Annotated in this window: 28 protein-coding genes and 1 tRNA gene; 17 read left to right on the top strand and 12 right to left on the bottom strand. The window is 48.8% G+C overall.

Translation table 11 applies throughout. From position 1 onward, the window contains the following. Positions 1-258: transposase (locus O9139_RS10710; RefSeq protein ID WP_270879451.1), on the top strand; the 258-nt coding region annotated here is incomplete at its 5' end. An 863-nt stretch (positions 259-1121) separates the two neighbouring features. Here O9139_RS10710 and O9139_RS10705 read toward each other — a convergent pair. Further along, a tRNA-Val gene (locus O9139_RS10705) sits at positions 1122-1194 on the bottom strand. Positions 1195-1540: 346 nt separating this feature from the next. Between O9139_RS10705 and O9139_RS10700 the strand changes: the two genes are divergently transcribed. Continuing rightward, positions 1541-1735, top strand: a complete 195-nt coding sequence (locus tag O9139_RS10700; RefSeq protein WP_270879450.1) for a hypothetical protein — start codon at positions 1541-1543, stop codon at positions 1733-1735. Between the two features lie 104 nt (positions 1736-1839). On the opposite strand, the gene O9139_RS10695 is transcribed toward O9139_RS10700, so the two are convergent. Both O9139_RS10695 and O9139_RS10690 read right to left on the bottom strand, forming a co-directional pair. Beyond that, positions 1840-2049, bottom strand: coding sequence for an alpha/beta-type small acid-soluble spore protein (locus O9139_RS10695; protein WP_270879449.1), 210 nt, complete (start codon positions 2047-2049; stop codon positions 1840-1842). Between the two features lie 144 nt (positions 2050-2193). Further along, positions 2194-2388, bottom strand: coding sequence for a hypothetical protein (locus tag O9139_RS10690; RefSeq protein WP_270879448.1), 195 nt, complete (start codon positions 2386-2388; stop codon positions 2194-2196). 302 nt (positions 2389-2690) lie between these two features. Between O9139_RS10690 and O9139_RS10685 the strand changes: the two genes are divergently transcribed. From O9139_RS10685 to O9139_RS10670, 4 genes are all read left to right on the top strand, one after another. Further along, positions 2691-3017 carry a hypothetical protein gene (locus O9139_RS10685; protein ID WP_270879447.1) on the top strand — a complete coding sequence of 109 codons (327 nt, stop codon included), beginning with the start codon at positions 2691-2693 and terminating at the stop codon, positions 3015-3017. Positions 3018-3117: 100 nt separating this feature from the next. After that, a complete protein-coding gene (locus O9139_RS10680; RefSeq protein WP_270879446.1) occupies positions 3118-3669 on the top strand; it encodes a superoxide dismutase family protein in 552 nt (183 codons plus the stop codon). A 22-nt stretch (positions 3670-3691) separates the two neighbouring features. Further along, positions 3692-4255, top strand: coding sequence for a hypothetical protein (locus O9139_RS10675; RefSeq protein WP_270879445.1), 564 nt, complete (start codon positions 3692-3694; stop codon positions 4253-4255). Positions 4256-4473: 218 nt separating this feature from the next. Continuing rightward, positions 4474-4662, top strand: a complete 189-nt coding sequence (locus tag O9139_RS10670; protein ID WP_270879444.1) for a hypothetical protein — start codon at positions 4474-4476, stop codon at positions 4660-4662. A 36-nt stretch (positions 4663-4698) separates the two neighbouring features. Here O9139_RS10670 and O9139_RS10665 read toward each other — a convergent pair whose 3' ends face one another. Continuing rightward, entirely contained in the window at positions 4699-5118 is a 420-nt protein-coding gene (locus tag O9139_RS10665) for a CBS domain-containing protein (protein ID WP_270879443.1), read from the bottom strand. Positions 5119-5254: 136 nt separating this feature from the next. On the opposite strand from O9139_RS10665, the gene O9139_RS10660 reads away from it, so the two are divergent. Next, positions 5255-5713 (top strand): divergent PAP2 family protein, encoded by a 459-nt coding sequence (locus tag O9139_RS10660; protein WP_270879442.1) that lies wholly within the window; start codon positions 5255-5257, stop codon positions 5711-5713. An 88-nt stretch (positions 5714-5801) separates the two neighbouring features. After that, positions 5802-6242 (top strand): GNAT family N-acetyltransferase, encoded by a 441-nt coding sequence (locus O9139_RS10655; protein ID WP_377527147.1) that lies wholly within the window; start codon positions 5802-5804, stop codon positions 6240-6242. Here O9139_RS10655 and O9139_RS10650 read toward each other — a convergent pair. From O9139_RS10650 to O9139_RS10640, 3 genes are all read right to left on the bottom strand, one after another. Beyond that, on the bottom strand, positions 6235-7857 hold the full coding sequence (locus O9139_RS10650; RefSeq protein ID WP_270879441.1) for an ATP-binding protein: 1623 nt from the start codon (positions 7855-7857) through the stop codon (positions 6235-6237). The genes O9139_RS10655 and O9139_RS10650 overlap by 8 nt on opposite strands. Positions 7858-8041: 184 nt before the next feature. Continuing rightward, positions 8042-8251, bottom strand: coding sequence for a DUF3892 domain-containing protein (locus O9139_RS10645; protein ID WP_270879467.1), 210 nt, complete (start codon positions 8249-8251; stop codon positions 8042-8044). Between the two features lie 74 nt (positions 8252-8325). Continuing rightward, positions 8326-9075 carry an MBL fold metallo-hydrolase gene (locus O9139_RS10640; RefSeq protein WP_270879440.1) on the bottom strand — a complete coding sequence of 250 codons (750 nt, stop codon included), beginning with the start codon at positions 9073-9075 and terminating at the stop codon, positions 8326-8328. Positions 9076-9245: 170 nt separating this feature from the next. On the opposite strand from O9139_RS10640, the gene O9139_RS10635 reads away from it, so the two are divergent. The 4 genes from O9139_RS10635 to O9139_RS10620 all read left to right on the top strand — a co-directional run bounded on the left by O9139_RS10635 (position 9246) and on the right by O9139_RS10620 (position 11759). Further along, a complete protein-coding gene (locus O9139_RS10635; RefSeq protein ID WP_270879439.1) occupies positions 9246-9749 on the top strand; it encodes a CcdC family protein in 504 nt (167 codons plus the stop codon). Positions 9750-9775: 26 nt separating this feature from the next. Continuing rightward, a complete protein-coding gene (locus O9139_RS10630) occupies positions 9776-10660 on the top strand; it encodes an alpha/beta hydrolase (RefSeq protein ID WP_270879438.1) in 885 nt (294 codons plus the stop codon). An 80-nt stretch (positions 10661-10740) separates the two neighbouring features. Beyond that, positions 10741-11358 (top strand): stalk domain-containing protein, encoded by a 618-nt coding sequence (locus tag O9139_RS10625; protein WP_270879437.1) that lies wholly within the window; start codon positions 10741-10743, stop codon positions 11356-11358. 92 nt (positions 11359-11450) lie between these two features. Then, on the top strand, positions 11451-11759 hold the full coding sequence (locus O9139_RS10620) for a DUF1292 domain-containing protein (protein WP_270879436.1): 309 nt from the start codon (positions 11451-11453) through the stop codon (positions 11757-11759). 65 nt (positions 11760-11824) lie between these two features. Here O9139_RS10620 and O9139_RS10615 read toward each other — a convergent pair whose 3' ends face one another. Further along, positions 11825-12244: a DUF1885 family protein gene (locus tag O9139_RS10615; RefSeq protein WP_270879435.1), complete on the bottom strand. Its 420-nt coding sequence runs from the start codon at positions 12242-12244 to the stop codon at positions 11825-11827. Between the two features lie 90 nt (positions 12245-12334). Beyond that, a complete protein-coding gene (locus O9139_RS10610; protein WP_270879434.1) occupies positions 12335-13804 on the bottom strand; it encodes an aminotransferase class I/II-fold pyridoxal phosphate-dependent enzyme in 1470 nt (489 codons plus the stop codon). A gap of 171 nt (positions 13805-13975) precedes the next feature. On the opposite strand from O9139_RS10610, the gene O9139_RS10605 reads away from it, so the two are divergent. Together O9139_RS10605 and O9139_RS10600 are read left to right on the top strand one after the other, a co-directional pair. Beyond that, positions 13976-15229: an MFS transporter gene (locus O9139_RS10605; protein ID WP_270879433.1), complete on the top strand. Its 1254-nt coding sequence runs from the start codon at positions 13976-13978 to the stop codon at positions 15227-15229. A gap of 35 nt (positions 15230-15264) precedes the next feature. Then, on the top strand, positions 15265-16434 hold the full coding sequence (locus O9139_RS10600; RefSeq protein WP_270879432.1) for an MFS transporter: 1170 nt from the start codon (positions 15265-15267) through the stop codon (positions 16432-16434). A gap of 65 nt (positions 16435-16499) precedes the next feature. Here the strand turns inward: O9139_RS10600 and O9139_RS10595 are convergent, their stop codons facing one another. Then, a complete protein-coding gene (locus tag O9139_RS10595) occupies positions 16500-17198 on the bottom strand; it encodes a hypothetical protein (RefSeq protein WP_270879431.1) in 699 nt (232 codons plus the stop codon). 104 nt (positions 17199-17302) lie between these two features. Then, entirely contained in the window at positions 17303-17956 is a 654-nt protein-coding gene (locus O9139_RS10590; RefSeq protein ID WP_270879430.1) for a DUF1054 domain-containing protein, read from the bottom strand. A 200-nt stretch (positions 17957-18156) separates the two neighbouring features. Between O9139_RS10590 and O9139_RS10585 the strand changes: the two genes are divergently transcribed. Continuing rightward, a complete protein-coding gene (locus O9139_RS10585) occupies positions 18157-19002 on the top strand; it encodes a stalk domain-containing protein (protein ID WP_270879429.1) in 846 nt (281 codons plus the stop codon). A 54-nt stretch (positions 19003-19056) separates the two neighbouring features. On the opposite strand, the gene O9139_RS10580 is transcribed toward O9139_RS10585, so the two are convergent. Further along, positions 19057-19167 carry a YjcZ family sporulation protein gene (locus tag O9139_RS10580; RefSeq protein WP_270879428.1) on the bottom strand — a complete coding sequence of 37 codons (111 nt, stop codon included), beginning with the start codon at positions 19165-19167 and terminating at the stop codon, positions 19057-19059. Between the two features lie 291 nt (positions 19168-19458). Here O9139_RS10580 and O9139_RS10575 point away from each other — a divergent pair, with 291 nt between their 5' ends. Next, complete coding sequence (locus O9139_RS10575; protein WP_270879427.1) at positions 19459-20055, top strand: hypothetical protein; 597 nt, start codon at positions 19459-19461, stop codon at positions 20053-20055. Between the two features lie 244 nt (positions 20056-20299). After that, on the top strand, positions 20300-21292 hold the full coding sequence (locus O9139_RS10570) for a LacI family DNA-binding transcriptional regulator (protein ID WP_270879426.1): 993 nt from the start codon (positions 20300-20302) through the stop codon (positions 21290-21292). Positions 21293-21314: the final 22 nt, after the last annotated feature.

The following is a 21314-nucleotide window of genomic DNA, read 5'->3' as shown; positions in this document are numbered from 1 at the left end:
TGGACGGGACAGATGAAAATAAGCAAACGCGGAAGATCTCGCCTCCGTCGTTTCATCTACATGATGACCATGAGTATGGTGGGGAACAATCCAGAATTCAAAGCCATGCATGAATACAATGTACAGGTGAAAAAGATGAAGAAAATGAGATCTCTAATGAAATTGTGTGGTAAATTGGCTCGAATACTCGTTGGAATGGCCCGCAGCAACGAACCCTACAGCCCTGCTAAAACAATGCCACTTCAGTTAGCAGCTTAAGTAATAACCAATCGTTTCGTCTTACGAATTTTGGCTTATTCGCAGGATTTCAAAAGAAAGCACGGGGTACCGGATGTATTGAACCAAAGGGCAATGACCCGTAACGTTAGCAAGACCGGCCTCCACCCCTTGGACAGGCGTAACGAAGGAATGAGAGGGCAATGACCCGTTGAGACATGGGAGTGAAAACCTCCAGGGACGGTGTGGAGAATGCGTGCAGTATATGGAAATATATGGGGTGTAAACTTCCCCCTCTGTTTCAGTGCGCCTTCGTGTTGCCAAGGTCTATTACGGTGACTCTATTCCAAACCTCCTGTCTTTTAACAAGGGTGAAATCCTGCGAATAAGCGAGTATACGTGAGAAAACTTAATCGAACCGAGGGAGTTCAATAACGACATAACAGCATCCAGCACACGATCGATTGCCTTTGTTATTTGAGTAAATAGAGCTCGTTGTTACTTATGAATTATTGGATATGTTTTTTGAATTTGGCATATGGTCGTCAAAATATCTTGAAGAAACGAAGTTTTAAATGATGAAAATGCTTGAAAAAGTCGGTCAAACCCTTAAATTACAAGGATATTTTCATAAAGTCCTGCCAAATTAAAACGGCGACCGCTTGCGCGAACGCCTCATGGGAGAAGAGCGAATGTGCTTCTACTCTTTTTAAAATTGGAGTAGGCTAGTCGGGTGGAAATGATCTTTTTGGATTAATCGGAAAGAGTGATAACAGATTTGAAGGATTTGGTACCCCATTCGTACCCCAACGAGCGAAAATGGCATCTGTTATATACGAAAAAACAAAGCTGTACTAATGAAGAAAACCCGCGTCGCTCAAGGCTTCGCGGGTTTCTCTGTTATATGACCTGTAGTGGGCTCGAACCACTGACCCCCACCCTGTCAAGATGGTGCTCTCCCAGCTGAGCTAACAAGTCGAATGTGAAGACAATTACTAATATATCAACGAATTTGGATAATGTCAACAAAAACTTTATTTTTTCCAAAATGTAAAAATTCGTTGAAAGAAGCCTAACCCTCTCCGCTTCCGTTTAGATCGGGGTAAATACGTCTCGTTCTCCAGCGGTTGAGGCGGAGAATTGGATAAGAGCATGGAAAGTTCTTCTTGTGTAACACCTTGTGATGACATGTCTATGTTCTCAACCTCTCTACACATCGATGAATATAATGTAACATAATTAGGATCTATAAGATAGTTGGACTTTCATCTTTCCTTGATTTATGGTAACTTGTTGTCATTAGAGCAAGTAGGAGGCATACATAATGACCAAACAGCAGCATAGATGGAATCTGCGGTTAAAAAGCAGTAATGTATATTTAGGAACGGTTTATTTAGGGGATCCGCTACCGGAAATCGAAGACGTCATCATGATCGGAGATAAAAAATATACGATCTTGGAACTTGGCAGCTCCAGAGATGCCAGTGATGTTTTTGTGGAGGAAGTTAAGAAGAAATAAGACCCCACGTCGCCACGTTACAACATGAAAAAAGACTGTCATTCACTCTAAGGAGGATGGAGTGAAACAGTCTTTTTTGCTTTGCTTGCTCCTACATCAAAGGATTAGCGTTTAAAGCTGGACAGTTGCTGTTCAGCGATTTGCACCAATCGCTTCGTAATGTTGCCGCCGATGGCGCCTGCATCACGTGTAGCGAGATTACCGTTGTAGCCAGTTGGGGAGAGAGGAACACCAATTTCCTGAGCGACTTCGAACTTTAGTTGATCTAATGCTGCCTTTGCTTGTTGCACGACTAAAGTGTTGTTGTTAGCCATTCAAATTCATCTCCTTTTATATGGTACACCAGTATTATTTGAATGTTCAGTTTATTTATGCGCGGATTTGAAAAAAATTTTAAATCAGGAGAAAACAATAAACCCCCTTTCTTATTGAAAGGGGGGAACGTATATGTAATGAAATTATTCCTCTTCGGATTCGGAGCTTTCTTCAGCAGCTGCAACTTCTTCGACAGCTTCTGCTTCTTCAACTGCCTCTTCCGCAACAGCCTCTTCAACAGCGGCTTCTTCGTTAACGATTTCTTCGCTAACAACTTCTTCAGTGGACTCTTCAACTTGCTCTTCATTTACAGGAACTACTTCTTCTTCGTGGCTCATTCGGTCACCTCCCTATTGAATATACTCTAATTGTAAGCCCTTTCATAGCAGTTAACAAGTAGGGCAAGTCCCTTTCAAACAGATTTAGTGTAATCTTAATGTGCATGTCGGAAAACGGTGAAGTTGCGAGATGCATATTAGCGAATCTACACGGATTATACAAATAAATGCCGTTTCGCCAAGTGCTGCAGTCCCATGACAGCAAGGTTGTCCATTTCTCCGCTGCTGACAAGCATGTTTCCATTCTATGTGAATATATATGAGGCAAGAAGATTTGAAGGAAGAAGAATGGGGGAATGCGCATGAAGCGGACGGAAGTGATTTTGGAGTTGCAAATCGTGCCCGAATTGTTAAAGCAAGCTGAGTCCATGTATGTCGATGCGGTGAATGATTTGGCTTTGGCCAAGCATCAGCTGCTGTCGAAGGAATGTGAGGTCATTAACGAAGGATTGGTTACCGGCAAAAATGAAATGCAACGCCAAGCGGAAGTGTGGCCATATACGAAGGAACTTCAAGAGCAAGTGCTGCGAATGGCGGCTACCGTGGAGCATACCAAGGTCGAGTATCATTTTTACACCAGGAAACTGGAAAATTTACAGACGATCGCCAGACTTATGTCCATCATCTAGTCGAAAATTGTTCATCCTGGACGTTTACGCGTGAAAGCAGTTGCGCATCCTAAGGGTAGATTTGGTTATCACGCCTAGCAACCAGGAGGAACGATTCGACATGAAAGCTATGAAAACTATTGTAACTACAAGCATAATGGCGCTGATGTTAAGCGGCTGCCAGACGGCTCATCAAACGACGTCAGCCCAAGCCGAAGCGCCTAGCCAGCCGCGCATCATTAACTTGATCGGAGCGAGCGGCCAGACCGTTGGCACCGCGAAGCTGACGGAAGTACCCGAAGGCGTCCGGTTGGAGGTGCAGGTCAGCGGCCTCAAGCCCGGCTTGCACGGACTCCACTTCCATGAGAAGGCGCTCTGCGAAGGGCCAACCTTCGATTCTTCCGGGGCCCACCTGAATCCGACGCAAAAGCAGCATGGCTTTAACAATCCGAAAGGATACCATGCCGGGGATCTGCCAAACTTAGTGGTGGATGCGCAAGGAAACGGCAAATTCGACGCTGTCTCCAAATCGGTTGTCCTGCAGCCGGACAAGCCAAATTCATTGCTGAAGCCTGGCGGTACAAGCATCATCATTCATGAAATGGAAGACGACTATAAAACGGATCCGTCAGGCAACTCAGGCAAGCGGATCGCTTGCGGTGCGGTGAAATAATCGAAAGGGTTGAAGTAACAGCATGATCAAGACACAAGACCTGAAGCTGCAAATCGACGAGCTGACCAAGCAAAACGATCTGGTACTTATTGAGCTGGAACAGCTCAAAAAAATGTTAGGAAACAGCGATAATCAGCAAAATAATCAAGATAGCGGTCAAGGTTCTTATCAGAGCCAGGGCCAAGGACAGGGCCAAAATCAAGCGCAAGGGCAAGGCGGTAACCAGAGCAATCAGAACGGCAATCAACAAGCCTCAGGGACACAAGGACAGGGACAAGACTCTTATCAAGCACAGATGGGCCAGAATCAAAATCAAGGCCAAAATCAGGGTCAAGGGCAGAACGCGAATCAAAGCGGCGGCTCGAATAGTCAACAAGTTTCCGATTTAGCTTATGAATTATTGAAAATCAAAGATCTCGTCGGAAAGCTCGAGCAAAAAACGTCGCAGTACGTAAGCAGCCAGTCCCAAGGGTCTTTAACAGAGAAAGATGCAGTCAATCTCGTTCTAACGCTCATGAATGGCATGGTGGATTGGGCAAGTGAATTTGTTTCGTCCAAAGCTTCTTCCAATGGACAAGTACAGTAGAATCGTGTCTAACCAAAGGAAAGAGCCGCGAAACCGCGGCTCTTTTCCTTTTTTTGTCGAGATTATGCTCATTTCATCAATTTCAATTCATTTTGCTTTGATTGATTCTTTAGACGATTCGACAATATGCACTTATTTACAGGAACTGGATTGACCGATAAAGTATACAGTAGTAAGAGAGGTAGACAGACATTAATGAGCTGAAGAGGTGCGCGGCTATGAAAGAAATCGATATTAACCAATTAGTGCTTCAACTTGGCATTTCATCTGCAGCTTTCGTGAGCTGGCAGGAGAAGGATAAAGACAAGCCGCATACCCTAGAGGTTGCTGTCGTCTCCCTTGAGAAATCCGACGTCAAGCTGTCGCATGAATCTTCCATGGAAACCATCAATTTTCTTCTTGATTGACCCAACGCGCTAATCATTCCTCGCTGCACTTTAATGTCATGAACTCGAAGGTGTTTTAAACATCTGTTTCGCGCAGTATTCAATAATATCGCTCCGTCTAACGATCCCAATGAATTTGTCAGAGTCATCAACGACGGGAACAAAGTTTTGAACTTTCGCCAGATCAATGAGGTCATCCATTTTGGCATGAATGTGTACCGGCTTATTTTTCATACGCAGCGGAACTTCCTGCAGCAGATGGCGGTGAGCGTTTTCAAAAGTAACGCCTTCTGCGTTTTTAAGAAACCAGAGCAAGTCTCCTTCCGTGATAGTTCCTACATAATGTCCTTGATCGGATAAAATGGGCACGGCCGTGTATCGGTGATATTCCATACGTTCTAAGGTCTGGCGCAAGGTGGCCTGCATCGTGGTTGTAATGACTTCGGATTTGGGTAATAGGAAAAAGGCAATATTCATGAGTAACACTCCTTGGGGTTTTGCTTATTGGGCAAAACTTGTACATAAACATGAGGTTTATAATTTCACCTTCATTGTACCAAAAAAAGCGAATAGAATCTAAACCTGCGAAGGATTCTATGAGTGAGGTGAGCTTATGAATCGAGCGTTATCGACAGCCTTAATTGGAATAGGAGCGGCACAAGCGTTAAAGATCCCTTTATTTTATGCAAAAACGAGAGAGTGGGATTGGACCCAAGCCATACAATCCGGCGGGATGCCCAGTTCTCATTCAGCGGGTGTAACCGCCTTGACGACGTATATTGCTCTGAAGCGGGGTATATCGGCGATTGATTTTGCGGTCAGCACTGTGTTTGGCGCTGTTGTGATGTATGACGCCATGGGGGTTCGCCTAGCGGCAGGGGAGATTGCCTACGAAGTCAATGAAATCGACATTCAGGTAGAGAGGTTGGCCAGGCAGCACCCAGGACTGTATCATACGCGGCGGCGCAAAGAGTTGAAGGAACGACTAGGGCACTTGCCGCGAGAAGTGTTAGGAGGCGCTTTGTTGGGCCTGGCGGTCGGGGCGATCAGTTATGGATTGGAGCGAAAGTGACGGCAGGCGTACACATGTATAGACAACCTTTTGAGAATGGGATAAGATCAAGGAATGTGCACCAGTCTCAGAAAGGATGTCAATCGATATGGAAACCATTCGCGTCACTACAATGGAAGAGCTGCGAGCTTGTTTTGAAGTTCGTATGCAAGTGTTTGTTGAAGAACAGAAAGTGCCTGAAGAGTTGGAGATGGATGAGAAAGATGAGTCTCCTGAATCTTGTCATCATTTCCTTATTATGGATGAAGGTAAGCCGGTGGCTACCGCCCGTTGGTATTTTTATAAAGAAGATACGGCGAAGTTCCAGCGTGTTGCCGTCCTTGCCTCTCACAGAGGCCGTGGCTTAGGGAAGCAGCTGATTGTAGAGATGGAGAAGCAAGCGCGTGAGCTGAATGCCAAATACGCCCTGCTGGATGCGCAAGTTCAGGCAGAGGGTTTCTATACGCAGCTGGGATATAAGGTGATCTCGGAAGAACCGTTTTACGATGCTGACATCTTACATGTAAGAATGAAAAAGCCGCTTATCTAAAAGCGGCTTTTTCCATTTCATTATGGCTTTCTTCATCCGTGATCGGAAAGGTAATGATGAATCGTGCACCTTGGCCAGGCTGACTTTCCACTTCCAACGTGCCATAATGGTCTTGCACGATCTTGTGACAGATCGATAAGCCCAGGCCAGTGCCGGTTTCCTTCGTCGTATAGAATGGGTGAAATATTTTTTCAAGCAGCTCGCCTGGAATGCCTGGACCGTTGTCCTCGATGACCAGACTCGCATTCTTTTGATCGCGGCTTAATTTGATTTGGATAATTCCACTTTCTTCCATCGCTTCGAAAGCATTCTTCACCAGATTGAGCAGCAGCTGGATCATCTTATCCTGGTCCATCATCATATAGATCGGCTGGAAGGACTCGCTGTAATGGATTTCATGACCAAGCCGGGTCGCTTCGGATTCGGTGAGCGAGATCACCTTCAGCACACATTCATGCAGCGAATGGACCCGGAACTGAGTGGCGTGTGGCTTGGAGAACTGGAGGAATTCCGCGGTCAATTCGCTCATGCGATCGATTTCGTCCATAATCATGGAATACCAGTTCTCGATGTTATAGCCGTTCGCTCGAGAGATTTGCAGAAAACCGCGCACCGTCGTTAGAGGGTTGCGGATTTCATGCGCCATTCCCGAGGCCAGCTCGCCAACGACCCGCAGCTTCTCCGAACGCAGCATATGTTCTTCGCGTTTCAGCCACGCTTCGCGCTTCTTCGTAAACAAGTTATGCTCCGCCAGCAAAATTAAATCATCTTTCGTCTGCACTTCAGCCGGATAAGTGGCGATGCCATATGTAATTTGAATGCCGGTCAACTTTGGCAGCTCGGAATCTAACAGCAGCTGATACGAAGCGGAGTTCGGGTTGTCTTCTTTCAACGGGATGACGACGGCAAATTCATCACCGCCATACCGGGCGATAAATAAGGCGTCGGAGAATAAAATTTTGAGCAGCTCGGCGATCTGCTTCAAGATCAGGTTGCCCGCTTGAAACCCGCGTGTCGTATTCATCGATTTTAAATCGGTACAGTCAATTAAAATGAGAGCAATGCTTTGCTTATTTTCGACCAGCCGTTCTAGGCGCCGGTGGCTTTCTTCATAATTGTACAAACCGGTTAAGGAATCTTGCTTGGATAGCAGTACCTGTTCTTTTTTGAAAAGCTCGCATTGATTGAAGTTGATACGACTGGTGCGGGTAAGAATGGCGGCGGCTGCGAAATGCATCGCGCTGACGATCATATACAACCAGGGAACAGGGACTCCCTGATGGACCCACACGTAATAGATGCCGGTCATGTAAGCCAAGGCGTGAACAACGGTTAATATCCAAACCCTTGTTCGGTTGTCATCGACATTCATCTCTTTGCACAAAATCAGCAGGTACAGCGGCAAAGTCCAGTTGAGCTGGCTGACCCCATGAAAACAGATCATTAACAAAAGACGGATCCAAGGCATCAATGAGCCCATCGGTTTCATGGCCAAGCTCAAGACGAAAAGCAGACAGCATAAAATTAGGAGCAGCGGGCTAATAGCGGTATGCATCATATATGCACAAACTGTTAACACGCCGACATAAGTATACAGAATCCAGTTGAATGCCACCAAATCATCTCCTGCGTGCAATTGTCGGTATGTTTACACGTTCGATTGAAACTTGTCTAGTGATAAGTTCTCTGTCAAGATGAAAAACCCTGCCAAACTTCATGAAATTATAGGAAATAATCGCGGATTTGCACGAAAAAAAGAACCTGACGGCAAATCGTGCCGCCAGGTTCCGGTTTATGCTTTAAAAAGTGGGCAGTTGGTCCAAATTATTGGTCGGGTCGCCATCCGCATTGGAACGCAGATGCTCGTCGCCGTCGCGACCGCGAAACACATTGACATTCTCGATTTGTCCAGCTTTGGCCATCGCTTGCGCTTGCTTGTAGTCGACGACAGCTCCCGAGGACAGCTGCAGTTGAATGATGTCGCCATCACCATTTTTTCTGACTGCCATGACTTGCTCTTTGTTGCGGTTTGTATCCACAACCATCACCTCCCACAGCTTATTATGGAAGCTTCGGGAGTAAATTATGCATCAAGTGCAATGATTTGATGCTGCTGAATGAACCTCATGCGTCCGGTCTGACCGATGTATTGCGGCATCGTGTCATCATAATGCATGAGGTAGATGCGCTGCTGCACATCCGCCGGCAGTGTCAGCAGCTCGGCCAGCGTCGCATGGACGGCGCCATGCCCGGTTAATTGACAGTCATGCAGGATGGTGTGACAACCACGCTCATGCACGACCTGGAGAAGCAGTTGTTCATTGAAGCGAACGTCTGCGCTGTAGAACGTCTTATTATTAATGAAGAACGAATAGCTGATTTTATCCTGTATGTGCAAAGTGCGAATAGGTTCAATAACCAGCCCGGGCAGGAGCTTCGCCGGAGTATTCTCTGCTAGGAAGGTAACGTCAAAATAATCCGTTAAGCCTGTGAAACCTTCCGCCAGGTTATGCATGCTGCCTTTGAGCGTATGCTCCCAGAGGATCTCAGCCAGCGGTTCGGTGATGAAAAGCTTGATGCGCTTGTTGTTATATTGATAAAGCAAACGAAAGGCGATTTCCTCTAATCCGGCAACATGGTCAGCGTGGATATGCGAGATGACGATACCGTCCAGTTGATCCGGCTGGATGTTCAATTCATGCAAAGCTTTAGGCACACTCGCGCCGCAATCGATGAGAATTTTACCGTATTCGTTGATCAATAGCGCACTCGTGTTGTACAGCGTTTTGGCAAACGCGCTGCCGGTTCCGACCATTTGAATGTGTAAACTCATTCAGCCGCCTCCAATAATCGACAAAATAAAAAACCTTTTCCTACTGTAGCATGGTGTCTTGCGCAATTTCAACCTTTACGTGAAAGCCTTTGATCCGCATGGGGCAGGTGTTATAATGAAGAGTGAGGGTAGTTGAAGTTTAATATGAAGTTGTAATAGGAGGCAGTACGATGTCATTCACATTTGCTTCCCACCTGCATATGATCTCATTGATCGGGTCGATCGGTGCGGCGTTAGCGGTTATGTTCGTCCGCTTGCGTGCTACCTCGAAACCTGTTAACGCGATGAAAATTATTATGCCGCCGGTAGGGATGTCAACAGGGTTTCTAATGTTCGTGGCACCGATGGTGCGAATACCGTTCTTGTGGGGAATCGTCGCATTTCTCGTCGGAGCCGTGTTGTTTGCCTATCCGCTCATTCGAACGTCTACGTTCCATGTACAGGACGGCCTGGTGTATTTGAAACGATCCAAAGCGTTTCTCGGTATTTTGTTGATCTTGCTGATTATTCGGTTAACGCTGCACGAATACGTTGAGACCTACGTCTCGATTTATCAAACGGGGGCATTATTTTTCATCCTGGCCTACGGGATGCTGCTGCCTTGGCGGGTCGCCATGTATATGCAGTATCGCAAGCTGCTCAGCCGCTCGGATGTAGGGAAAGAAGCAGTATAGCGCTTAGAATGAGGTGTACGTAGAACATGATGGTGCTCTTCGTTGTCTTACTCATTATCATCGTTGCGGCCTTGGTCGGCATGTCGATCTATGTAGGCTGGCGTCTGACACATCCAGAACGCAAGCCTGTCGATGAGGCTCCGCAGGATTACGGCCTGCAGGCGCAGACGGTCACGTTCCCCAGCCGGACGGGAGATGTGCAGCTGCAAGGCTGGTTTATTCCGTCATCGAAGCAAGATTCGCCGCCGTTGACGATCATTTTATCGCACGGCTACGCCGGAACAAGGCTGGAGAAGGGTTTGCCTGCCTTGGCGCTGGCCGCCTCGCTGGTGCAGGCGGGTTATCATGTGCTGATGTTCGATTTTCGCAATTCAGGTTTATCCGAAGGACATCTGACGACTGTCGGCTATTTGGAAAAAGAAGATTTGCTTGGCGCCATCGATTGGGTCAAAGCGCATGTTCCCGGCAAAATCGGCTTGCTCGGATTCTCCATGGGGGGCAGCACCTCGATTCTGGCTGCAGCCGAAGAGCCGGCTGTGCAGGGCGTTGTCGCGGACAGCCCGTTCAGCCAATTGAGCCCGTATCTTCGGGCTAATTTGCCGGTCTGGTCCAAGCTGCCGCGCTATCCGTTCACCCCGCTCATCCTGGCCATTCTGCCGCGCTTAATCGGCGCCGACCCGCGACACGTGGATGCGCTTGCAGCGGTGGATCAGGTATACCCGCGACCGCTTCTGCTCATTCACAGTGAAGATGATTCGGCGATTCCGTGGAACAACAGTAAGGAAATGTGGAATAAGCATCCCGACACCTTTGATCTCTGGATTACCCGCCATGCCGCGCATGTAGGTTCCTACAGACTTCAGCCGGAGGCATACACCGAGCGCGTGATCTCTTTTTTTTCAAAAATATAAGACGTGCGCAACTCTTCCTCAGCTGTGGAGTATAAAGATGCATACACAAAGTCAGATCACAAGAGCTGGAGGTTAAGAGGATGAAGGTTCAGCGTATATTTGCGTTGATGCTGGTGTTTTTCGTACTTAGTACGGCTGGAGTTGTAGCCTCATCGGTATGGGGGGATTATAAAGGGTTTAGCATTGCTCGTCTTGTTGTTAACGGTCAAAATGGGGAATTTAGCGATTCGGACGTTCCGCCGTTAATCGTCGATGGTAAAACCGTTCTGCCGCTCCGTGCGCTTAGTGAGGCGCTGCAGGCGTTGGTGAAATGGGATAACACGTCCAAAACGGTTTCCCTATATAAGCCTAATGTACATATGTTCTTCACAACAGAAGTGCGCAAAGATTCAGCCATCGTTCCATTTGGCGTTGTGGAGCGTGGGAAGTCAGCCGATTTCATCGTGTTTGCCCAAGTGGATAACTTGAAGACGACGATCAACTCCGTACAGGTATCCGTGATTTCGCCAAGCGGGCAGAGCGTCGTGACACCGGTGGAGAAAGCAATCAGCGAATCGAAGGAGTCGTTCTGGCTGAAAGTTCCGCTTTACGGCGTATCCTTTGACGAGTCCGGGACGTATGTGGTGAAGTTCGCCATGAGACCTGAGGGCTCGAACGAGTATTCGGTTGTTTCCGAGAAGCAGATCCAGTCGGAGTAGAACTAGACTCCCAATATGTGGTTTGACCTCTTCATATGAAAATGTTACGATATTCACGTAACTAATTATTAAAATGAAATGAGGTTCTGCCTGTGAGCGATCAAAAGCACGATCATGTGCACGGCCCGGACTGTGACCACGATCACGAACATGGGGAAGATATTTTTATCGTAACCGACGAGAGCGGTGAAGAGCATGAGATGGTAATGGTATATACATTCCAATCTCAAGAGCAAGCTTATGCCGTATTACTCGATCGTAACGATCCTGAGGCAGATGGTGTCATTTTCCGTATTGAAGAAGAGGACGAAGACGCATACCTGGTCAATATCGAAGATGAAGAAGAATGGGAACGCGTAGTGACCATCTATAACGAAATTGTAGCTCAAGAAGAAGAATAAGAGCTATACATACGAGAAGAACCCCCTTTCAGACGTGGAAGGGGGTTTCTGCTTTTACGTGAAGTTTATTTTCTTGGGTTAAAATACATGATGCGACCATTAAATAGATGAAGTTCGGCTTTCAATAGTTTTCCGAGATATTTGCAAAACTCATTGCCTTTGGCCTTGTCTCCGTGAGTGGCATCGTCTGGCAGAACGACTTGCACATAATGACGGGCTTGTTCTTGATCGCCCTCGCTGCCGACACCGATGACGATGTATTTGTAGAGCGGCGTTCTACCTTTAAGATAGAACCATTTGCCTTCGCCTTCCGGTTTGGTTTCGATCGTATAAGGAAATCCGGCGTCATCGTACTCCCAGCCGAGCTGCTTGGCCGTCAACGCCAGCTGATCCTTGTAATGAAGCAGCCGTTGCTTCAGCTCGTCCAAGGATAACGCAGGGACAGCGGAGCCTGTTACGAATTTAATATAAGCGCTCTGAGCCATTGCTTTGATCACCTCGTATACTAAACGTCACACTCATCATAGCACCATGTAAACGGTTTTACAATATTTGCCGAAAAGGAAAAACGCAGGCTAAAAGATCGCCTGCGTTTCTACAATGACTTTCACAAATTGAACGCTGCGGTCTTCAGGTCCTTTAACCGGAAGGCCGACTTCGACGTGCTCAACGATATAGTCGATAAGCTCTTGCGTGATAACTTCGCCCGGCAGCAAGATCGGAATACCCGGTGGGTACACGTAAATGAACTCGGCGATGATCCGGTCGTGCGCGTCTTTGAACGGTATCGTCTCGGTTTCGCCGTAGAACGCGTCGCGCGGTGTCAGCGTCAGCTGAGGGATGGCCGGGATTTTGATCACGACCTCTTTCACATCCGTGGCATTGTCATTGATATGGGAGAGCTGTCGCAGCGCCTCCAGCAGAGTTTCGACATTATCACGTGTGTCGCCCGGTGTAATCAAGCAGAGGATATTGTACATATCGCTCATCTCGACTTCGATATTGTAATGCTCGCGCAGCCAATTCTCCGCTTCGAATCCGGTGATGCCCAGCTTGCGCACGTGCACGCATACTTTGGTCGGATCGTAGTTGAACGTCGCTTCCTCGCCTAGAATCTCCTCGCCAAAGCAATAAAGGTTGGTGATTTCATTGATTTGTCTGCGGGCGTATTGGGCAAGCTCGATCGTCTGCTCCGCCATCGCTCGGCCATTGAGCGCCAAATGTCGGCGAGCCGTGTCCAAGGAGCCCAGCAGAATATAGGATGTGGATGTCGTCGTCAGCATACTGATGATCGTCTGGATGCGTTTCGGATTCACGCGGTTGCCCTGCACATTCAGGACGGAGCTTTGGGTCATAGAGCCGCCAAGCTTATGCACGCTGGTTGCGGCCATATCGGCGCCGGCTTCCATCGCGGACATCGGCAGCTTCTCGTGGAAGTGAATCAAGACGCCGTGCGCCTCGTCGACGAGAACAGGAATATTGTAACTGTGCACGAGGTCTACAATCTCTTTGAGATTCGTACAGACGCCGTAGTACGTCGGGTTAATGACCAGCACCGCTTTGGCATCCGGGTGCTTCTCCAGCGCCCGGCGTACGGAGCGGGTCGGAATGCCGTGGTCGATACCGAGATTTTTATCGCGCATCGGTTGCACGAAGACAGGCTTGGCGCCGACAAAAATAATCGCGGCCAGCACGGATTTATGTACGTTACGCGGTACGATAATTTTATCGCCTTCGGAGCAGACGGTCATAATCATCGTCATAATCGCTCCGCTAGTTCCTTGCACGGAGAAGAACGTATGATCGGCGCCATAAGCGTCCGCAGCAAGCCTCTGGGCTTCCTCGATCACGCCCATTGGTTGATGCAGGTCATCCAGCGGTGCTATATTGATCAGGTCGATGGACAGGGCGTTGTCCCCAATAAAGGAACGAAATTCCGGGTCCATGCCGACTCCTTTTTTGTGGCCAGGTATGTGAAACTGAATCGGGTTCTTCTCTGCATGTTGAATGAGTGCGGAGAACAGGGGGGTACGGTTATGATCCACCTGATTATCGCTTCCCTTCTATCGTGGATTGCTTGTCGATCTTTGCAACAAACAAAAAAAGTATAACAAAATAAGTTTGACATGCAAGCTAAATTTTTGAAAATAGTTTATGTAGAAAGCGGAAAAACTAACAATATTCCTTAAAAATGCTGAAAACAGGGGGAGAAAACCGTGAATCTGCTGCAAAAATGGCAGCAAAACCGCTTATTTTCGCCATTTGTCCTGGAATTGCTTGTCATTATGTTTGTTGTCGAATTTGTGAAGGGCGCTTTGCTGCTAACGATTTTGCCTGTTTATATGAAAACATCGCTCGGCGCATCCGCGTTCGTCATCGGGTGGACACTTGCCGCCCAATATATCGGAGATAACCTGCTGCGTACGCCGGTCGGCTGGATCATTGATCGGATCGGCTATCGCTGGACGATGCTGACAGGCGTGCTGCTGACGTTCATGGCCGTCGTGGTCATTGCCACCACGACACAGTACATATGGACGATAGCCGCTTGCGCCATGCTCGGTTTCGGCACAGCGCCATTATGGCCGTGTGTCATTACCGGCACAACGGAAGTCGCCGGTGATGAAGCAAAGGGGACGATCATGAGCGTTGTTTATATGGCGTGGTTATCCGGCGTCGGGCTGGGGCCTGTGGCGATTAATTTTTTTATTCACGGCACCCAGTACAGCCTGGCCTTCCGCCTGCTGCTCGGCTGCATGACTGTGGTCGTGCTCGTCGCCTTGCTGCTGCCGAAGAAACAAGGAAAACATGGGGAAGAGGAGAAGGCGGCGACACTTGCAGTCACGGAGCGTAGGGAAGGCACATTCATACAAAGAGTGGCGGCCTACATGAAAGAAGTCCGCCGTTCCTTATCGGTAAGTCCGCTGATGTTCCCGGCGATGTTCGCTCAAACGTTCGCACTCGGCATCTTGACGCCTATTCTCACGCTTTACGCCAAAGAAGTGCTGAAATTATCTTCGTTACAGTACAGCATGTTTCTCATCGCCGGCGGCGCGGTTACGGTGATTTGCTTAGTCCCGATGGGCAAGCTGGTGGACCGGATCGGGATTCGTCCCTTCCTTATCCCAGGTTTTGCGATCAGCGCTGTAACACTTCTCTGTTTCAGCTTTACGAAATCGATGGCGCTGCTGTATGTCTTGGTCGCTGCACTGGGCATCGGCTATGCGCTGATTATTCCGTCCTGGAACGCGCTTATCGCATCCGCCATACCGCCGGAGAAACGCGGCACGGTGTGGGGCTTTTTCCTAACGATTGAAGGGTTGGGGATGATCGTAGGTCCTATCGTTTCGGGCAAGCTGTGGGATGTCTACGGTTATCATGCACCTTTCTTGATGAGCGGCAGCGTCCTGGTCGTCCTGCTTGTTCTCCAAATGTTCATTTCCATCGGAAAAAAAGGTATGGTACGATAATGGAAAACGTTTCATTTGGAGGATAGGCGAGCAACATGAACAAACAGATTGGAATCATCATGCTATTGTTGATGACCATATTTATCGGTTTCGGCATCATAATTCCCGTGCTCCCGGAAGTTGTGAAAGGAGCGGGTGCCGAGTATCATAACGCCCTGCTGCTCTCGGTTTATTCAGCCGCGTCGTTCCTGATGTCACCCGTATGGGGAGGGATTTCAGATCGGATCGGGAGAAGACCTATCATTTTGATCGGGCTTATCGGATTTTGCATTAGCTTTTTCATTTTCGGGCTGGCGAACGGACACCTATGGGTGATGTATGTGTCACGCGCATTCGGCGGGCTATTCTCCGGTGCGGCTACGGCATGCGCCGTTGCTTATGTCGCTGATATTACGACAGCGGATAACCGGACCAAAGGCATGGGTATGGTCGGCATGTCGATCGGTCTTGGTTTTATTTTCGGCCCGGCGCTCGGCGGCATCTTAAGCCGCTGGGGGACGGAGCTGCCGTTCTTCGCTGCAGCCGCTCTGGCGTTAGCCGCTTTCGTCTTCGCAGCGGCGATCCTTAAGGAATCGCTGCCGGTGGAGGGGCGCTCGTTGCAAAGAGAGAGCAAGCCATCGCGCTGGACGGCGTTCGCGGGTGCATCCAAGTATTTGTACGTCTTGTCCTTCTTTGTGTCCTTCACACTGGCGGGCCTTGAAGCGACGCTGCAATACTTTCAGATGGCCAAGATCGGCGCGACGCCATTCGATATCGGCATGATGTTCCTGGCCAGCGGCATCGTCGGCGCGCTCATCCAGGGCGGAGTCGTCCGCCGCTTGGTCAAGAACGGGTCCGAGCCGCGCGTGATCGCCATCGGACTGCTGTTATCGGCAGCAGGCTTCTTCCTGCTGCTGTATTCGACGAACGTTGCGACAGCTGCGCTCTACCTGTCCATATTCGGCGCTGGCAATGCGCTGATCCGCCCTTGTGTGACGTCGCTGATTACCCAGCGGACGAAGGTTGGGCAGGGCGTCGCGACAGGCCTCAGCTCCTCCATGGACAGCTTGGGCCGCATCGCCGGCCCGCTGCTCGGCGGCGCGGTGTTCACGATCGCGCACTCGCTGCCGTTCATCATTGGCGGCGTGCTCTGCCTCGCGGCTATCTTGCTGCTGCTGCGCTTCATGCTGCTGGACCGGCAAGCGCCGGTGCAGCAGGCGGCCTAAATGAAGAAGAAGCTGTACACTCACCCACAAGGGTGGTTGCACAGCTTCTTTTTTTGGTTGGCCGCTTATTCAGCCTTCCACTTGCGGTCGACCATTTGCTCGATGGACGGTGTCAACTGCTCCTTAATGGTGGCGACCAATTTGTCCTTGGACATCCCTTTGGCTTTGGCGATTTCCGTTAACGACTTGCCCGCTTTCAGTTGCGCGCGCAGCTCTTCCTTGCTCATACCAAGCGTCTGCGCCAGCTTCTCCTTGTCAGGCTTCAGCCCATGGCGGTGCCACTTGCCGTGCTGTTCTTTGGCGAATAAGTTCTTCTCGTTGAGAATGAACTTGAGATGCTCGTTCAGCCGCTGCTTCATGTGATCGCCTTGCTCGGCGGTCAGCTGCCCGTCTTTCACGGCTGCCTCGATTTTGCTCGTGCGCAGCTGCTGCAGCTTGGCGGTTAAATCGGCTTCGCTGACGCCTTTCTCCGCAGCGATTTGGACAATGCTCTTGCCGTCCTTCAGCGATTTCATCATCGCCTCTTTATCGATGCCGAGAATATTCGCGGATTCTTCCACAATCGGCCATTTCCGGCCGCGGTGGCCTTTGCCTTGTTCATCCGCGCTTTGGTCCACTTCGGCTTGCTGCTGCGCAAGCTGCTGAGCAGGGGCGGTGCCCTGTGCATGGGCGCTCGAACCGCTAAAGGCGAGCGAGCCTGCACTCAGCGCCAACGTAAAGGCGATGGAGCTGATGATGCGTTTTTTCATCGTATTAGGGTTCATGGAAAAACCCCTCCTTTCCGGTAGTTTCGGAATTACAGATTTTAGTCTGTACAGGAGGGGTTTATTTTAATTTAAAGTAACCTTAGGCTAACCTAAATTTTTCCTTAAACGGTCAAGGCGTCAGCAGCGCTTGCGCGAACGGCTGTTTGGTACAAAGGCATGAGCGTTTCGAACGTTTGTTTCACCAGCTGTTCCAAAGCGTCGCCCTGCGCAAGCAGCGGATCGGAGGCTTCCAGATTGCGGCCGATCAGCAGTTCAGCTTTCTTTACATCACGGAAGCGGGTTAGTGCGCTCTTCCAGCCCTCATCGTCCAAGCCTTGGACAGGCACGGTATCTTTTTTCATATGATCAAAAGAAAGCAGGAAATCGCCAGGCAGCATCGCGCGCAGCTCATCCAGTTCATTCATGTAAGCCGTCGCAATCTGGCCCTTGTTCGGAAGCTCATAAATCAACGCTAGCCAAATGAAAACCCGGTCGTCGAATAAGCCGACTTGGAAGTGGGGTACTTGCTTATATCCACGTTTGTAAGGGCAGATGGCCATCCAAGTATCGACGGGCGGATTCACGGTACGACGGGCATGCTTAGCGATATGTAGAAACATTTCGGTGCCGGATAATACGGACAAGTCGCCACAGAGCGAATCCCCAAGCGCTTTGAATTTCGGCTGAATGCGCTCGCGAATCGCCTCCATTCGGCCGTCCAGGCCCTCAATGGCGAAAGTTTCAAAATCGTGACGGGTAAAACCGGTAAAGTTCATGGCAAGGTTCCTCTCGTTTCACATCAATTGATCTTTAGTCTAAAACAAAATGGCGAAACTCGCAATCATCGCCGCCTATGGAGTGAAACCAGTAGTACTTTTGACATATTATGTTGAAAAAAGGAGGATTAATAGCAAAAACTGGCGAATATGTTTGACAAGGAAAGAACTGACTGATGGAGATAGGAGACTACCACCTCATGAAAATGCCTAAATGGATGAAACTGACAATCGCCGGCACCTTGATGGGGGCATGCTTTACTGCAGGTGTGTATGCGGACGATATCATTGAACGCGTTGATGCTTATTTGCGCCCTGATTTCAATATTGTCGTAAATGGTCAAACGGTCAAGCTGGAGAACCCGCCGCTGATTTATAACAATGCAAGTTACTTGCCCGTGAAGGAGATCGGCACCTATCTGGGGGCTGTGGTGAATTGGAAGGAAAGCAACAAAACGATCTACGTCAACAGCCGGATTAACCAGGGGCAGCCTGAATCAGGCAATGACACGAATTATACGGACATCGTCCTGGTATCGCCAAGTGCGCAATACGTGGAGTATCTCGGAGGCGTTTATCCGGTACTGCTCAACTATACGGATCAGCTTTATTACCGTTTGAAAGATATCGACCGTATGGGCATCGATACGCAAGGCTTGCGCAAGGCGAAAGACCGATATACCGGAGACCTCTATGTGAACGAGACGGAGCTAAAAACAAGATGGAAAGAGACGCCTCAACCGACCTACTTGGCTGATGAGCCTGTGGTTATTACGGGAGAGACGGATGCGTCTAAGCGCAAAGCGATTCAGAAATACGTTGACGACTTCCGTTATTATCAGATCGGCAAAGATTACTTTGCTGACGCGCCGATCATCGTCGATGCCCTGCTTGAAGAGAATACATACAGCTACCTGCTCTCGCAGAACGGTCATTTTTACCGAACAACGCTTAGGCTGACCAAGTCAACGGAATTCACCAATTCGACGACCTACATTGTCGGCAGCTCTTCCAAAGAGGATATTCAAGTGACGAGTGCTCAATAAGATGCAAAAAAATAAGGGCTGCCTGCTCGCACAGGTCAGCCCTTTTTTATTTGGTTAGATAACGAAAGCGCTGGTAATGATAACCAACAAAATGAAAAGAACCAAAATAGCTGCTGTCGAAGAGCCAACACCATATCCACAACCTACACCTGCTCCATAGCTCATTCCCGTTCACCCTTTCGTATTGAACTATTCAGTTACGAGATAGCATATGGCTGGTTCCGCTTTTAGGAATGGGCGAAAAGGCAAGCGGCGAATGATTGTGCTTCTGTCCTTAACCCAGCAAAATAGGCGCCGCGCGTTCAAACAGGCATTTATATTTTTGTGCTCATTTGCTTAAAAAAATGTCAATAATCCAAGTTGCTAAAACATAGAATTCATAATAAGATAAGGGTAAGAGGATAAGTTGTCTGAATATTTAAACAATGTAACTGATTCGATATGGAGGGGATTGCCGTGAGTAAAAGTCACGAAGTGGAATACTGCAACCTAGAACTACGATTTGATCGTCGGCTAATCCGGAATTTCATCAAAGCACTTATTCAGGAAGGTTATTCTTTGTACTGGAACGAAAGTGAGCAACAATTCATCATTTCGATTCGGACCGGACGCAAGCTGATCAAGCTGAAGTTCGAACGAATTGGTGAGAAATATAAAATCGTCGGCAACTATTCTTTCAAGGACGAGAAGCTGGCTGAAATGATGGAGAAATTGATTGGCGACACCCGCGGACATGCAGTTGTAAAGAGGTTTAAAGATCGGCAAATTCTCATCGAGAATATTATGTTCGGTGAAATCATCCGCATGGTGGAAATCAGCGGCATCGAGCATAAAGTGCTGTATCAGAAGGAGCCTGCCGTGACAGTAGAAGAAGTGATGCAAGCGCTTAGATCCAAGCGGACAGACGAACGCATACCGATTTTACGCATGGAACTCGATTATGAATTAGCAACCCTCCATGATGCCATAGCAGCCGGGGATCAACGGGCGGCGATGGAAAGCAAGCTGAAGCTGGCTGAGATGAGACAAGAGATGCTGTTATTGGAGATGTGAGATGATTATACTTATGTTTTAACGAGAGAGACGTATCCAGATACGGTCTCTCTTTTGTGTATTAAGCGCTTGTGCATCTGTGGGGCTTCGGTTATAATGACTGGGGTAGAAAGTTAAAGTGCTTTAACTTTTATAAATGATTTTTGCAAATTTAGACTTTGATTCGAGTATGGAAATATTTTTTTGAAGCAAAAGTTAAAGCGGTTAAACATTTATGCGCACGGCGCACGGGAGTTGCAGCTTGATGAAAGTAAGTATATTTGATGTCGCAAAGAAAAGCGGGCTTTCGGTCGTCACCGTATCGCGCGTTATTAACCAGGCGGGCACGGTACGAGAAAAGAACCGGCAAAAGGTACTGCAAGCGATGAAAGAGCTGGACTACCGGCCGAACGCCGCTGCGCGAAGCCTGGCCCGGGGTAAGACTGGGATTATCGGTCTGGCGATTACGACGCTGCACGATTCGTTCATGGATGCTGTCGTTAAAGAGATCAATGAACGACTGACGGCGCGAGGCTACTTTTTGGCTTTAGCCATTTCGCCGGAGGTGTTCTCGTCGTTCGAGCAATCGTTGTTTCAGGAGGACCGGGTGGACGGGGTAATTCTGCTTTCTCCGGTTCACGAAGACTCAGTCGTAATGGAGTTGAAAAAGAAGAAACTGCCCTTCATTTTGCTGGATAATCAACACGTTCACGCCTCCGTCTCTTCTGTCCTAGTCGACAATTTTAAAGGCGGATATGAGGCGACGAAGCATCTGATTGAGCTTGGTCATACGGAGATCGCGCATATCCGTGGGCGCAATTTGTTTCTGAGCAGCATTGAGCGGGAGCGCGGGTTTGTGATGGCCATGCAGGAAGCGGGATTAGATCCGTCGTGGATCGAGGAGGGCGATTTCAGCATCACGTCGGGGTATCAGGCAGTAAGCCGGTGGATGCAAGCAGGGCGAAGACCAAGCGCGGTGTTTGCTGCGGATGATTTGACGGCATTCGGTGTGATCGACGCGTACAAAAATCACGGATTCCAAGTACCGCGCGATTTATCAATCGTCGGCTTTGATGATCAGATCTATTCATCGGAGTTTCGCCCTATGCTAACAACCGTTAGGCAGCCTGCGGAGCAGATGGGCAAGCATGCCGTTGAAATGCTGCTGAAACGGATCGATGGGGAAACCAAGCGCAATGCGACCGTTGTACTGGAGCCGGAGCTCATCATCCGGGAATCGACAAGGAGTAAAGAATAATCATCAGGGAACTGCGAGGAGA

Source organism: Paenibacillus aestuarii, from assembly GCF_027789125.1.
In the GTDB taxonomy this organism is placed as follows: Bacteria; Bacillota; Bacilli; order Paenibacillales; family NBRC-103111; genus Paenibacillus_E; species Paenibacillus_E aestuarii.
The sequence above is the reverse complement of the archived record's forward strand: the minus strand, read 5'-3'. Positions and strand labels throughout refer to the sequence as shown.